Consider the following 13,923-nt stretch of genomic DNA (forward strand, 5'->3'; position numbering starts at 1 on the left):
CGGCTCACCGCACCACCGCCACTCGAACAGACAGGACGTGACACCATGGCCGACACGACCACCGCCGCCCGCGCCGCGGATCTCCGCCCCGCCGACCTCGCGGCCCTCCGCAAGCACGTCGTGCACACCGCCGACGGCAAGCTCGACGAGAGGTCCAGCGCCAAGCCGGCCGACGTCGACGCGTTCGCGACGACCGCCGACGACGTGCGACGCATGGTCGAGGTCGACCTCGCGGCGTTCGTCGAGCAGCAGGCGAAGAAGGCCTCCGCCCGCGACGTGCCGCCCCCGGTGCCGGTGCTGATCTGGGCCCACGGCGGGCTGACCGACAAGGCGGCGGGTCTGCGGACCGCGCACCACCAGTCGGCGTGGTGGAAGAAGAACGGCGTCTACCCCATCCACCTGGTGTGGGAGAGCGGGCTCATGACGACCCTCGCCGACGTGCTGTCGGGGCGGGCGACAGGCTCCCGCGGTTTCACCGATCTCACCGACCGCGCGGTGGAGGCCGCGGCGCGCGTGCTGGGCGGACGCAAGTTCTGGGACGACATGAAGCTCGACTCGGCGGCCTCGTGCCTGCCCGCCCTCGCCGACGGGACGCGAGGCGGCGCGGACATCCTCGCCGCGGCGCTGCGCGAGTACATGGCCGCCAACCAGGGCGCGATCGAGCTGCACATCGCCGGGCACAGCGCCGGCTCGATCTACCACTCGCACTTCGTGCCGCGGCTCTTCGACGGCGACGACGCCGTGGACCACGTCGCGAGCGTCACCTTCCTCGCTCCCGCGGTGCGCGTCGACACATTCGAGGCGACGCTGCTGCCGCTGGCGGAGACCGGGAAGATCAAGGACCTCGCGATCTTCACGATGGACGAGACGCACGAGAAGCGGGACAACACCGGCGGCGTCTACCGCAAGTCGCTTCTCTACCTCGTCTCGCGCGCGTTCGAGGCGGAGCGGGACGCCAAGATCCTCGGGCTCGAGGAGCATCTGCGCCGGGCGGGCCGCACGATGAGATACCTCGGCGACGACCCCACCCGCCTCGTGCTCGGACCGGTGGCGCGCGGGCGCCGCAGCCGCACCCAGGCGACGTCGCACGGGGCGTTCGACAACGACGTCGAGACCATGATGAGCCTCGCGCGCCGCGTCCTCGGTGTGCCCGACAGCGACGAGCCCGAGCGGCTCACGGTGTTCCCGACGCGGGGCCGCGGCGTCGAGCTGGAGCCCATGCGCCCGCCGCGGCCGGAGCCGACCGGCGTGCGCGGGGCCGTGCCGCGCAAGCTGGCGCTGTGCGTCGGCATCGACGCCTACCCGAAGGACCCGCTGAGCGGGTGCGTCGCCGACGCCGAGGCGTGGGGCGAGGCGTTCCGGAACGCGGGCTTCGAGGTCGAGTCGATCCGCAACGCCGACGCGAAGCGCGACGAGATCCTGCGCGCCATGCTCGACAAGGTCTCGGCGGCGCGCGACGGCGACATCGTCGCCATCCAGTTCGCCGGCCACGGCACCTTCGTCCCGGACCTCGACGGCGACGAGACCGACTCCTTCGGACCCAGCGACGAGGCGCTGTGCCCCGTGGACTTCCGCGACGGCAACCTCATCATCGACGACGACCTCGGCGCGATCTGGGATGCGATCCCCGATGGCGTCGCGGTGTCGCTGTTCTTCGACTCCTGCCATTCGGGGACCGTGAACCGGGGGCTGACGCGGTCGGAGTTCAACGAGAAGAGGATCCCGGCCGGAACGAAGGCGCGCATGACGGTGCTGGACTCCGAGGAGGAGGACGCCTACCGCGCCCAGCGCGCCGCCGCCCTGTCGGACCCCTTCCGGCGCGCTGCGTGGGCGCGGGTCGTCGAGATCGAGACCGACCGCGCCGCGGAGCCGCCCAGGCCGCACGAGGCGAACCGCGAGGTGCTCGTGAGCGCCTGCCAGCCCAACCAGGTCGCGCTCGAGACGAACGGGCGCGGCGTGTTCAGCACCGCCGCGCTCACGGTCCTCGGCAAGAGCCCGACCCTGAGCTACCGCGAGTTCGTGAAGGCCGTCTCCGACATCATCGACGACGACTACGAGCAGCGTCCGCTGCTGTCCGCGGCCGAGGAGCTCGGCGCGCGCCCGCTGCTGTCGTCGCTGCGCGACACGGCGTCGATCGCCGCGCCCGCCGGCGTCGAGACCGACGGCCGGCGCAGCGCCGCCGACGCCCGCACGGCCGCGATCGTGGCGATCCTGCGGGCCACGGCAGATCTGCTGGAGGCCGGGTCCGACTGAGGCGGCGGGGGCGGCAGAGGCGGCGGGCGGGGCAGAGGCGGCGGGTCGCGGCATCCGAATTTCGGACAATCCCACGGATTCCGGATGCCACACCCCGCCCTGCTCCGGAAACCCGCAGCAACTCCGAATTCCGGATCGGCCCGGCTCAGACGACGACACGGGCGTGGCGGAACCGGATGCGCGTTCCGGGCCTGGCCTGCGCGACGAGGTCGAGCGAGGCATCCGTCACCACGGCGATGACCGGATAGCCGCCGGTCACTGGACCGTCGGCGAGGAGGATCGTCGGCCGCCCGCTCGGGGGCACCTGGAGCGCTCCCGGCACCATGCCCTCGCTGGCGAGCTCGCCCCCGCGCACCCGCACGAGCGCGGGGCCCTCGAGGCGGGCGCCGACCCGGTCGGCGTGGTTCGAGACGGTCCACACGGTGTCGAACAGGGCCTCCAGCGCCGCGGGGGCGAACCAGTCGGCGCGCGGTCCCGGTGCGAGCTCGAGCTCGAGCTCGTCGTCGTGCGGCGCACCCCACGCGGCCGGCGGCGCGACGGGGATCGGCGCGGAGACCTCGTCCCGCACCCCGACGACGTCGCCGGCGCGCAGCGCAGCCGGGCCGAGCCCCGCCAGCAGATCCGTCGCGCGCGAGCCGAGCGCGTGGGGCGCGTCGACGCCCCCTCGGGCCGCGAGGTAGCCCCGGGCGCCGTGGACGAACCAGTCGAGGTGCAGCTCGGCACCCGCCGGCCACGCGTGGGCCTGGTACGGGTCGATCTCGCGGCCGTCTAGCCGCACGACGCCCCACGCACCGGCCACCGACACCCACAGGTCGCGCTCGGCGACGGCGCGCAGCCCGCCCATCGTCACCTCGAGACCGGCGGCGCCCTCGGGATTGCCCACCAGCCGGTTCGCCGTGCGCAGTGCGGCGCGGTCGAGCGCCCCCGACACCGCCACGCCGACCGATGCGACCCCGGGTCGCCCGAGATCCTGCACGGTCGTCAGCAGCCCCGGCTCCAGGATCCGGATGCCGCCCGCCGCCACCGCTCCGGATCCGCCCGCGGCCGCCTCACCGGGTCGCCCGCCCGCAGCCTCACCCGATCCGCCGTCCGCCGCTTCGCGCGGGGGGCCATCACCCGGCCGCGACGCCCCGAGTCCCCGCGCCGACGCCTCGCCCGGGGCCGCCGACCCCCGACGCGCCGGCGGACGGAAGCGGACGCGGGTCCCCGGCGCGAGCAGGGCCGGGGAGGCGGCATCCGGGTCGAACAGCAGCGCCGGGGTGGTGCCGATGAGGCGCCAGCCGCCCGGGGTGTCGCGGGGGTAGGCCCCCGTGAAGGCCCCCGCGAGCCCGACCGCCCCGGCGGGGACCCGCGTGCGCGGCGTATCGAGCCGCGGCACGTCGAACGGCCAGTCGTCGCTGACCAGGTAGCCGAAGCCGGGAGCGAACCCCGTGAACGCGACCTGCCACTGCGCCGCGGCGTGCGCGCGCACGAGCTCGTCGGCGCTCACTCCCAGCAGTCGTGCCGTGTCGGCGAGGTCGGGGCCGTCGTAGACGACGTCCAGCTCCACCTCGCGCGTCGCCGACGGGCCTCGCGGCGCGGCCTCCGCCGCGGCAGCGAGCGCCCACGTCCGCGCGGCCGGCAGCGCGAGCACGCGCGGGTCGATAAGGACGAGCACGGTGCGCGCGGCCGGGACGAGGTCGACCACGCCGTCCGGCCGGCGCTCGGCCAGCGCCGCGTGGAGCGCGAGGACCTCCTCGAGCGCGTCCACCTCCAGCAGGAAGGCGCGCTCGCCCATGGGCCGGACCCGGGGAGTCACCGCCCCGCCTCCCCCGCCCGACGCCGGCGGCGACGCGCGCGGCGAGGGGTCACCACGGCGCCCTCACCTCGACGCCTGCCGCGTCGAGCGCGGCGCGCACGGCGCGGGCCATGTCGACGGCGGCGGGAGAGTCGCCGTGGACGCACAGAGAGGCCGCCTCCGCGGCGATCACCGAGCCGTCGATCGCCTCGACGACCGCCTCGCGGGCGAGACGCACCGCCCGTGCGGCCACGGCCTCCGGATCCTCGAGCAGGGCGCCGGGCCGCGCCCTGGGCACGAGCGATCCGTCGGGCAGGTAGCTCCGGTCGAGGAAGGCCTCGTGCACGAAGGGGAGGCCGACGGATGCCGCGGCGCGCGCGATCTCGCCGGGCATCCCGAGCACGGGGAGGGGCCGGCCGAGGAGCGCCGCGCGATCGGCGACGGCGCGGGCGACGGCATCCGCCTGCTCCCTGTCCCTCGTCACCGCGTGATAGAGCGCACCGTGCGGCTTGACGTAGCGCAGGTCGGCGCCCGATGCGACCAGATCGGCGAGCTGGCGGGCGACGATGAGCGCGAGGTCGGCGGGGTCGAGCACCACCGACACGCGGCCGAAGTTCGCCGTGTCGGGATAGGAGGGGTGGGCGCCGACGGCGACGCCGTGCCGCCCGGCGCGGGCGACCGCGTCGCGCATCGACGCGGCGTCGCCCGCATGACCGCCGCACGCGACGCTGGCGCTCGAGATGACGGCGAACATCGCTTCGTCGTCGGCCGTCGGCACGCCGCCGACGGTCTCGCCGAGGTCCGCGTTGAGGTCGATCGCCGCCATGTGCTCCACGGTACTGCCGCCGGTCGCCTGCCGGATCAGTGAGCACAACTCCACGGATCCGGCGGTTGCGGGCGACAAATGCCCGCTGTGCCGGAGCCGCCGACGCGAGGGTGTGGAGATGTGCGCAAGACCGTCCGCTCGCCCCTCCGAGGGCACGCGTTACGGATGGGTAAAGGCTGTCGCGCTGTCCGTGCGCAACGCGGCGACGCGAGGCAGGATGGAGCCCATGGCCCGATCCTCCGAACGCGCCGTCGCGGGAGCACCGCTGCTCCAGGTGCGCGACGTCGCCGTCGAATTCCAGACCATCGACGGCCCGGTGCACGCCGTCGAGGGCGTCGACCTCGACCTCTCCGCCGGCGAGACGCTGGCGATCGTCGGCGAGTCCGGATCGGGCAAGTCCACGTCCGCCATGGCGGTCATCGGCCTGCTGCCGGGCAACGGCCGGGTGACCAAGGGCAGCATCCTGTTCGAGGGCGAGGACCTGGTCGGCGCCCCCGAGTCGGTGATGCGCACCATCCGCGGGCGGTCGATCGGGCTCGTGCCGCAGGACCCGATGTCGAACCTCAACCCGGTGGCGAAGATCGGCACCCAGATCGCCGAGACGCTCCTCGCGCACGGCCTCGCCACGCGCCGGGACGTCGACCGCAGGGTGGTCGAGACGCTCGCCGCAGCGGGACTGCCCGACGCCGCCGACCGCGCCAAGCAGTATCCGCACGAGTTCTCCGGCGGCATGCGCCAGCGCGCGCTCATCGCGATCGGCCTGGCCTGCGACCCGAAGCTCCTCATCGCCGACGAGCCCACGAGCGCCCTCGACGTCACGGTGCAGAAGACGATCCTCGACCAGCTGGAGCGCATGACCGCCGAGCGGGGCACCGCCGTCATGCTCATCACGCACGACCTCGGACTGGCCGCCGAGCGCGCATCGCGCGTCGTCGTGATGAACCGCGGGCGCATCGTCGAGCAGGGCCCCGCGCGCCAGATCCTCGAAGATCCGCAGCATCCGTACACGCAGGCGCTCGTCAAGGCGGCGCCGTCGGTGGCGGCCGTCCGGCTGCGGCCCGAGGTGTTCCGCACCGCCGCACCGGAGGCCCCCGAGCCCGACATCGCACCGGCAGGAACGACGGATGCCGCGACCGCCGTCACCGGCCCGACGCCCGCCGAGCACCCCGCCGCGCACCCCGCCGAGGCGCACGCGGCGGCCGACGCGCCGGCCCCAGGGCCCGGCTCGGGACCGGCCCTCACCGGGCCGACGCCCGCCGAGCACCCCGTGGCGCCCGCGGGCGCGCACTCGGCCGGGGACGGCGGCGCGACCGCGGCGCCCGACTACATCGTCGAGGTCGAGGACCTCACCAAGATCTACCGCGTGCGGGGCAGCAAAGAGGACTTCGCCGCCGTGAAGGACGTCTCGTTCGCAATACCCCGCGGCGAGACGGTCGCGATCGTCGGCGAGTCGGGGTCGGGCAAGACCACCACCGCGCGCATGCTGCTGAAGGTGATCGAGCCGACGTCCGGCGCCATGCGCTTCGACGGCGTGGACGTGGCGACGCTCAAGGGCCGGCAGCTGCGCGACTTCCGCCAGCGTGTGCAGCCGATCTTCCAGGATCCGTACTCGTCGCTGAACCCGATGTTCTCCATCGAGCGCATCATCTCCGAGCCCCTGGAGTTCTACCGGCGCGGCTCGTCCAAAGAGCGCGCCGCGCGCGTGCGGCAGCTGCTGGACGATGTCGCGCTGCCGCAGACGATGCTGCGCCGCTACCCGTCCGAGCTGTCCGGCGGCCAGCGGCAGCGCGTCGCGATCGCGCGGGCCCTCGCCCTCTCCCCCGACCTCATCGTCTGCGATGAGCCGGTGTCGGCGCTCGACGTCCTGGTGCAGGACCAGGTGCTGACGCTGCTGCGAGACCTGCAGCGCGAGTACGGCCTGAGCTACCTCTTCATCTCGCACGACCTCGCGGTGGTGCGGCTCATCAGCGACTACGTCTGCGTCATGAAGGATGGGCAGCTGGTGGAGGCGGCATCCTCCGAGGAGATCTTCACCAACCCCCGCGACCCGTACACGCGGCGCCTGCTGGCCTCGATCCCCGGCAACGAGCTCGACATCGCCGTCTGACGACGCCTGCCGCCTCGGCCCCGCCGCCCGGGTCAGCGCGCCCGGGTGCGCGGGTCCATCGCCTCGCGCAGCGCCTCGCCGAAGAGCGTGAAGCCGAGCGCGGTGATGGTGATGCAGATGCCGGGCAGGAACGCCAGCCACGGCGCGACGGCCAGCTCGAGCTGCGCATAGGTGAGCATGCGGCCCCACTCGGCGGTCTGCGGCACGTCGCCGCCGAGGCCGAGGTACGACAGCGCGGCCGCCTCGATGACGGCCGTCGCCAGCGACAGCGTGCCCTGCACGATGACCGGTCCGACCGAGTTCGGCAGCACGTGGCTCATCGTGATCTTGCCGCGCCCGAGGCCGAGCGTCTGCGCCGACAGCACGTAGTCGGCGTTGCGCTGCTGGAGCATCGAGGCCCGGAGCAGGCGCGCGAACACCGGTACCTGGGCCACGCCGATGGCGATCATCAGCGAGGCCTGCGTCTGGCCGAGGACCGCCGCCACCGACACCGCGAGCAGCAGCGACGGCACCGACAGGAGGATGTCGACGATGCGCATGACGAGCGTGTCGACCCACCCGCCGAACATGCCGCACAGGAACCCGAGGATCATGCCGCCGATGAGGCCGATCGCCGTCGAGACGACGCCGATGATCAGCGTGGCGCGCGCGCCCCAGATGAGCTTGGACAGCACGTCGCCGCCGAAGCGGTCCAGGCCCAGCGGGAACTCGGGGATCTCGCCCGGCCCGGGGATGTGCGTCGGCGTGATGTACCGCTGGCCGGGAAGCTCGGTCGGACCGTACGGCGCCAGCCAGGGCGCGAGGATCGCGACCAGCACGAGGAGGGCGATGATCGCGCCGCCCACCCACGCGCTGGGGTTGCGGCGCAGGCGCCGGAAGACGTCGCGCCAGAACCCGCCGCCGCCGGTCTTGGCGGCCAGCAGCTCCTTGTCGTCGACGGCGGTGTCGTCGACGGGCCCGCCGCTGGGGGCGGGGGGAAGCATCGCGGATGTCATGAGACCCTCACTCTCGGGTCGATGAAGCTGTACGACACGTCGACCGCCAGGTTGATCAGGGCGTAGCCGATCGCGATGAAGATGATGAACCCCTGCAGCACGGGGTAGTCCCGCGTGAAGATCGCACGTGCCAGGAACGAGCCGATGCCCGGATAGGCGAATACGGTCTCGGTGAGGACCGCGCCCGAGATCAGCAGGCCCACCTGGAGGCCGATCGTCGTGATGACCGGCAGCATGGCGTTGCGCAGGATGAAGCGGCTGCGGATCGTCGACCGCGAGATGCCCTTGGCCATGCCGGTGCGCACGTAGTCGGAGTTCTGCACCTCGAGCACCGACGCGCGGGTGATGCGCACGATGATCGCGAGCGGGATGGAGGCCAGCGCGATCCCGGGCAGGATCAGGTGCAGGAAGGCGTCCCACGCGGCATCCCACTCCCCCGTCAGGATGCCGTCGAGCACGTAGAAGCCGGTGTAGTGCGTCGCGTCGAGCCGCGGATCCTGCCGTCCCTCGGACGGCAGCCAGCCGAGCTGGACGGCGAAGACCCACTTCAGCATGAACGCCAGGAAGAAGACCGGGATGGTGATGCCCAGGAGGCTCGCGCCGACCAGGACGTGGTCGGACGCCCTGCCGTGGCGGCGGGCGGCGAGATAGCCCAGGGGGATGCCGATGCCGACGGCGAGGATGATCGCGAAGACGCTCAGCTCGATCGTCGCGGGGAGCCGGCGCAGGAACTCCTCGATGACCGGCTGGCGCGTCTGCAGCGAGACGCCGAAGTCACCCGACAGGAGCTGGCCGAGCCAGGTGAAGTACTGCACGAGGATCGGCTCGTTGAAGCCGTACTGCTCGTTGATCTGCTCGACGGCCTCAGGCGTCGCCCGCTCGCCCAGCAGGGCGACGGCGGGCCCGCCGGGAAGGGCACGGACCCACAGGAACAGCAGGATCGACAGGCCGAACAGGGTGGGGATCAGCAGGAGCAGTCTGCTCCCGATGGTGCGTAGCACGGATGCTCTCTCCGGGGGACGGGCGGCGCGGGTGCGCCGTCGGGTCGGGCGGGGAAGCCGGAGCGGATGCCGCGGCCCGGGGCCGCGGCATCCGCTCTGCCTTCCTTACTCGCTCAGCTCCACCATGTTGTACACCTCGTCCTGCACGGGGCTGGCGGGGTACGAGGTCACGCGCTCGGCGAAGGCCAGCGTCGGGACCGGGTGCGCCAGCGGGACGCCCGGCAGGAACTCCATGATCTGCTCGTTGACGGCGAGGTACGCCGCCTCCTGCTCGTCGGCGTTCGCGAGGCCGCGGGCCTCGGTCAGCGCTGCGGTGAGCTCCTCGTTCGTGAAGCCCCACTCGTTGCCGGGGGTGGCGAAGAACGTCCCGACGAAGTTGTCGGGGTCGTTGTAGTCGCCGGTCCAGCCGAGCAGGTGCAGACCGTGGTCGGCGCCGCCCTGGATGCGGTCGAGGTAGGTGGGGTTCCAGTCCTCGCCCACGGGGGTGACCACGATGCCGACGGCCTCGAGCTGCGATGCCAGGTTCGTGAAGATCTGCTCCGGGTTGGGCATGTACGGGCGCGACACGTTGACGGGGTAGTTGAACTGCAGCGTCAGCGGGTTGGCCTCGTCGTAGCCCGCCTCGGCGAGCAGCGCCTTGGCCGCCTCCGGGTCGTAGTCGTACGTGGTGACGTCCTCGTTCCACCCGATGACGACGGGCGGCATGAACTCGCGGGCGACCTCGGTGCCCTCCGGGAGCACCTGGGTGACGAGCTGCTCCTTGTCGATCGCCTGGGCGATCGCCTGACGCACGCGGATGTCGGCGAGCTCCGGCACGGCCTGGTTCATCGCCAGGTACAGGATGTTGAACGGCTCGCGGTTGACGAGCTTGAAGCCGGCCTCCTCGAGGGAGGCGAGGTCCGCGGGCGCGACGAGGTCGTAGCCGTCGATCGAGCCGGACTCGAGCGCCTGGCGGCGGGCGGTGGTGTCGCCGATCACCTGGAAGATGATCTCCTGCACCTGGCCCTGCTCACCCCAGTAGTCCTCGTAGGCGCTGAGGGTGACCGATTCGCCCGGTGCCCACTCGTCGAACTTGAAGGGACCGGTGCCGACGGGGTGGCCCTGCGCGTACTCGCTGAGCACGGGCGCCTCCGCCGTGCCGCCGACCTCATCGGCGCTGAACTCCTCCAGGGCTGCGGGGCTCTGGATCGCGAACGACGGCAGCGACAGTGCGGGGATGAAGCCCGCGAACGGCTGGGTCAGCGTGATGACCGCCTCGGTGTCGCTCGTCGCCTCGCAGCCGCCGTAGATCGACGTGCCGGTCTCGGCGTAGCCGCGCATGAGCTTGCCCCAGTAGTACGAGAGGCTCTCGGTGGCGGCCAGGCCGGTGAAGTTGTTCATCCGGTCGAAGTTGAAGCACACGGCCTCGGCGTTGAAGTCCGTGCCGTCGTGGAAGGTGACGCCCTCCTTCAGCTGGAAGGTGTACTCGAGGCCGTCCTCGGACTGCTCCCAGCTCTCTGCCAGCCCGGGAGCGGGGTCGGCCGAGCCCGGCTCGACGCCGACGAGGCCCTCGAAGATCTGCCGCGAGACGCGGAACGTCTCGCCGTCGTTCGCCATCGCCGGGTCGAGGCCGGCGATGTCGCCGGAGGAGCCGAAGATGAACGTCGAGTCGACGTCGGCGGCCTCGTCGGTCGCGCCGCCCTCGTCCCGCTGGCTCGCGCAGGCGGTGAGGACGACCGCGCCGACGGCGATCGCTGCGGCGCCGGTGAGCCAGCGCCTTCTGGCGGTGTGGAGCATGTGCTGTGCACCTTCCATGTCGTGTGGGCTCCGCTGCACATCGATGTGGAGCAGAGGTGCGCGCAGCCCTCATCGGGGAGTGATCCTCCGACGCTACCCGCGCGGAACCCCTCCGTCGGTTACGCCTGTGTCTCGATTCGGTTTCGGTGAAGACGGATGCCGCTTCCTCAGCGTTCTGCCAACCCCATCCGCACGCTCGCGCGCAGAAGTGTCAAACCGGCGCGACGCAGGCATGGGGTGCGGCTAGGGTGGTGGCCATGGCACGCGCGAGGGACGAGCCGGCCGCACCGACTGCTCGACTGTCGGACGGCACCCTGGCGCGGATCGTGCGCTCGCCCTTCGGCGGCGGCTGGGAGCTCGACGTCGACGGCACGCCGCAGTCGCACGTGGACCTCGACGACCCGACGCACCTGCACTTCGAGTACATCGCGCGCATGGGGGCGGTGATCGACCAGCTGCGGATGCCGGGGCAGCCGCTGACGGCGATCCACCTGGGCGCGGGCGCGCTGACAATCCCGCGGTACGTCGAGGCGACGCGGCCGGGGTCCCGGCAGCAGGTGGTCGAGCTCGAGCCGGCGCTGTGGGATCTCGTGCGCGAGAACCTCCCCCTGCCGCGCGGAGCGTCGGTGCGAGTTCGGATCGGCGACGCCCGGCAGGCGCTCGGCCGCCTGCCCGCGGGGCTCGTCGGCGCGGCGGACCTCGTCGTGTCGGACGTGTACTCGGGCGCCCAGACGCCCGCGCATCTGACGACGGTGGAGTTCTTCACCGAGGCGGCGCGCTTCCTCGCCCCGGACGGCGTCCTGCTGGTCAACGTCGCCGACGGCGCGGGCCTGGCGTTCGCGCGCCGCGAGGTCGCCACGGTGCGCGCCGTGCTCGAGCACGTCGTGGTGCTCGCCGAGGTGCAGACCCTGAAGGGACGCCGCTTCGGCAACCTCGTGATCGCGGCCTCGCGCGCCCCGCTTCCGACCGAGTGGCTGCCGCGGCTCATGGCCGCCGGCCCCCACCCGGCCAAGGTGGCCGAGGGCCGCGAGCTCGACGACTTCGTGCGCGGCGCCGGGGTGGCCACCGACGCCGATGCGACGCCCTCACCCAAGCCCTCGGCATCCGTCTTCACCCGCTGACCCCCCACCCGCCCGCCTTTCCCCTCCCTCCCTCCCTCCGCCGACCCCTCATTCCCCTCCCTTCCTCCGCCGAGATACCGCTAACTCGGCGAGGTACCACGACATGGGCGCCGACGGCATGGTCGTTCGGCGAGATCGCGGTTACTGGGTGAGAGGAGAGGAGAGGAGAGGAGAGGAGAAGGGAGGGAGGGAGGGAGGGGCGGGGAGGGGCGGGGACGGACGAGGGGGCGGATGCCGCGACTCGGCGTGGCACGACGGAGACCCACGCGGCGCCAGGCACACTGGATGCAGCCATCGGCGCGGCGAAGGGAGTCAGACGTGAGCTACATCCGCGGGTACGATCCCGACACCCTCCGCGAGCAGGTGGATCCGCGCCAGTGCAAGGAGCGGCTGGAGGAGATCGGCGAGCAGCGCAGCCTCCCCGCCCTGCTCGAGCGGGTGTGGCTGCTGAAGGTGCTCGACCGCCTCGACGACGCGCTGGTCGTCTCGGAGCAGTCGGTGCGGGTGGCCCGCATGGCCGGCACCCGCAAGGACCTGCTGCGGGCGCGCATCCTGCACGCCACCGTGCTGCAGGCGCGCGAGGCCTACGCCGCGGCGGATCAGGAGCTGACGACGTGCGCCGAGGAGGCCGAGGGGCAGGGCTGGGCCGGCATCGCCGCGTTCGCGCTGCAGCACCGCGGCAAGGTGAACTACGACGCCGGCGACTTCGAGGCGGCGCGCAAGGACTTCAAGCGGGCGCTGTTCCTCCGGCAGGAGTCGGGGGCGACCGAGGACCAGCTCGAATCGACGCTGCTCGCGATCGACGCGGCCGACCGGCGCCGCGCGGCGGCCTCGGTGGCCAGCTGACCCGCCCCGGCCCGGGTGTCGGAGATACGTTCTAGTCTCGCGTCATGTCGGAACTGCATCGCGTGCGGCACTGGGCCGAGGCCCTGATCGCCGCCCACCTCGACGGGTCGTGGACCTTCGCGTTCGACAACGCCAAGCGCCGCGCCGGGCTCTGCGACTACTCGCGCAAGCGCATCAGCGTCTCGCGCTACCTCGCCGCGCGGTACGACGACGACACCAACCACCAGACGCTGCTGCACGAGGTCGCGCATGCGCTGGCGGGCCCCCGGGCCGGGCACGGCCCCCGCTGGAAGGCGGTCGCGCGCGACCTCGGCTACGTCGGTGGCACCACGCACGACGGTGAGACCGCGGTGGAGCTCGCGCCGTGGATCGGCGTCTGCCCCGCCGGGCACGTCGCCTACCGCCATCGCAAGGCCACGCGCCCGACCTCCTGCGCGAAGTGCGCGCCGCGTTTCGACGAGCGCCACGCCTTCACCTGGACCCGCCGCGACATCACGCGTGCGACGCGGCTCGCCGCGATGACGCCGCGGGATCAGTAGGCGACGAAGCGGCCCTCGCGCAGCACCGGGACGACGGATGCCGCATCCACCGCGGCCGCGTTCAGCACCTCGTCGCGCGACGCCGCCTGCGGGTGGTCCGGGCGGCCCAGGAGCTCCTGTCCGGAGGCGCTCGCGGTGAGGAGGTGCCGCACCGCGGCGCGCAGCCCGCGGAACGCCTCGCAGGCCGCCGCCGCCTCCGGCGACGTGTGGTCGATGCCGACCGTGCCCAGCGCATCGATGACGGCGCCGGCGCCGAGCTGATCCTCGACGGCGAACCGCAGCGGCGCTCCGCTCCACCGGCCGGCGAGCTCGCCCGCGGCGATCACGGCGATGCTCGTGCGCTCGGCGCGACGGCGCTGGATATCGAGCACCGCGTCGGCGACCGCGCGGGCGTCACGCAGGCACCCGAGCAGCACGGTGGCGCCGGTCTCGGTCGCCGCCGCCGCGACGGCCGCGCCGTTCAGCGACACCGCGTGCGCGGAGGCGTCGAGCGGCGGGGTCTCGCCGCGGGCCACGGCATCCGTCACCGTCGTGGAGAACCGCAGCACGTCGACCACCACGACGACGTCGGCCGGGGCGAGCCGGCGAAGCCCCTCGACACCCCAGTCGTGACGGACCTGGTAACGCTGCTGGTCGAAGGGGCTCTCGGGCATCCGTCCAGCCTAAGCCGACGCGATCGCGG

Annotated in this window: 11 protein-coding genes; 5 read left to right on the forward strand and 6 right to left on the reverse strand. The window is 73.0% G+C overall.

Annotated elements, in window-relative coordinates:
* Positions 1–45: 45 nt before the first annotated feature.
* Positions 46–2,253, forward strand: a complete 2,208-nt coding sequence (locus tag ACZBH1_RS03940; RefSeq protein ID WP_463645575.1) for a caspase family protein — start codon at positions 46–48, stop codon at positions 2,251–2,253.
* A 145-nt stretch (positions 2,254–2,398) separates the two neighbouring features.
* On the opposite strand, the gene ACZBH1_RS03945 is transcribed toward ACZBH1_RS03940, so the two are convergent.
* Entirely contained in the window at positions 2,399–4,051 is a 1,653-nt protein-coding gene (locus ACZBH1_RS03945; protein ID WP_463645576.1) for a 5-oxoprolinase subunit B/C family protein, read from the reverse strand.
* A gap of 49 nt (positions 4,052–4,100) precedes the next feature.
* Complete coding sequence (locus ACZBH1_RS03950; RefSeq protein WP_336393566.1) at positions 4,101–4,856, reverse strand: 5-oxoprolinase subunit PxpA; 756 nt, start codon at positions 4,854–4,856, stop codon at positions 4,101–4,103.
* A gap of 226 nt (positions 4,857–5,082) precedes the next feature.
* Between ACZBH1_RS03950 and ACZBH1_RS03955 the strand changes: the two genes are divergently transcribed.
* Positions 5,083–6,963: a dipeptide ABC transporter ATP-binding protein gene (locus tag ACZBH1_RS03955; protein ID WP_463645577.1), complete on the forward strand. Its 1,881-nt coding sequence runs from the start codon at positions 5,083–5,085 to the stop codon at positions 6,961–6,963.
* Between the two features lie 32 nt (positions 6,964–6,995).
* Here the strand turns inward: ACZBH1_RS03955 and ACZBH1_RS03960 are convergent, their stop codons facing one another.
* From ACZBH1_RS03960 to ACZBH1_RS03970, 3 genes are all read right to left on the reverse strand, one after another.
* Positions 6,996–7,958 carry an ABC transporter permease gene (locus ACZBH1_RS03960; protein WP_336393568.1) on the reverse strand — a complete coding sequence of 321 codons (963 nt, stop codon included), beginning with the start codon at positions 7,956–7,958 and terminating at the stop codon, positions 6,996–6,998.
* Positions 7,955–8,959, reverse strand: coding sequence for an ABC transporter permease (locus tag ACZBH1_RS03965; protein ID WP_336393569.1), 1,005 nt, complete (start codon positions 8,957–8,959; stop codon positions 7,955–7,957). The genes ACZBH1_RS03960 and ACZBH1_RS03965 overlap by 4 nt, the downstream gene beginning before the upstream one ends.
* Positions 8,960–9,064: 105 nt before the next feature.
* Entirely contained in the window at positions 9,065–10,735 is a 1,671-nt protein-coding gene (locus tag ACZBH1_RS03970; protein ID WP_336393570.1) for an ABC transporter substrate-binding protein, read from the reverse strand.
* Between the two features lie 257 nt (positions 10,736–10,992).
* Between ACZBH1_RS03970 and ACZBH1_RS03975 the strand changes: the two genes are divergently transcribed.
* The 3 genes from ACZBH1_RS03975 (at position 10,993) to ACZBH1_RS03985 (ending at position 13,241) form a co-directional block, all read left to right on the forward strand.
* Entirely contained in the window at positions 10,993–11,856 is an 864-nt protein-coding gene (locus ACZBH1_RS03975; RefSeq protein WP_463645578.1) for a spermidine synthase, read from the forward strand.
* 318 nt (positions 11,857–12,174) lie between these two features.
* Entirely contained in the window at positions 12,175–12,702 is a 528-nt protein-coding gene (locus ACZBH1_RS03980; RefSeq protein ID WP_336393572.1) for a hypothetical protein, read from the forward strand.
* Positions 12,703–12,746: 44 nt separating this feature from the next.
* The gene (locus ACZBH1_RS03985; protein ID WP_378885352.1) at positions 12,747–13,241 is read left to right on the forward strand and encodes a SprT-like domain-containing protein; all 495 of its coding nucleotides are present in this window, start codon (positions 12,747–12,749) and stop codon (positions 13,239–13,241) included.
* Here ACZBH1_RS03985 and ACZBH1_RS03990 read toward each other — a convergent pair.
* Positions 13,235–13,894 carry a 2-phosphosulfolactate phosphatase gene (locus ACZBH1_RS03990; protein ID WP_463645579.1) on the reverse strand — a complete coding sequence of 220 codons (660 nt, stop codon included), beginning with the start codon at positions 13,892–13,894 and terminating at the stop codon, positions 13,235–13,237. The two genes, ACZBH1_RS03985 and ACZBH1_RS03990, sit on opposite strands and share 7 nt — an antisense overlap.
* Between the last annotated feature and the right edge of the window lie 29 nt (positions 13,895–13,923).

It is taken from the genome of Microbacterium sp. ZXT2-5, assembly GCF_055329545.1.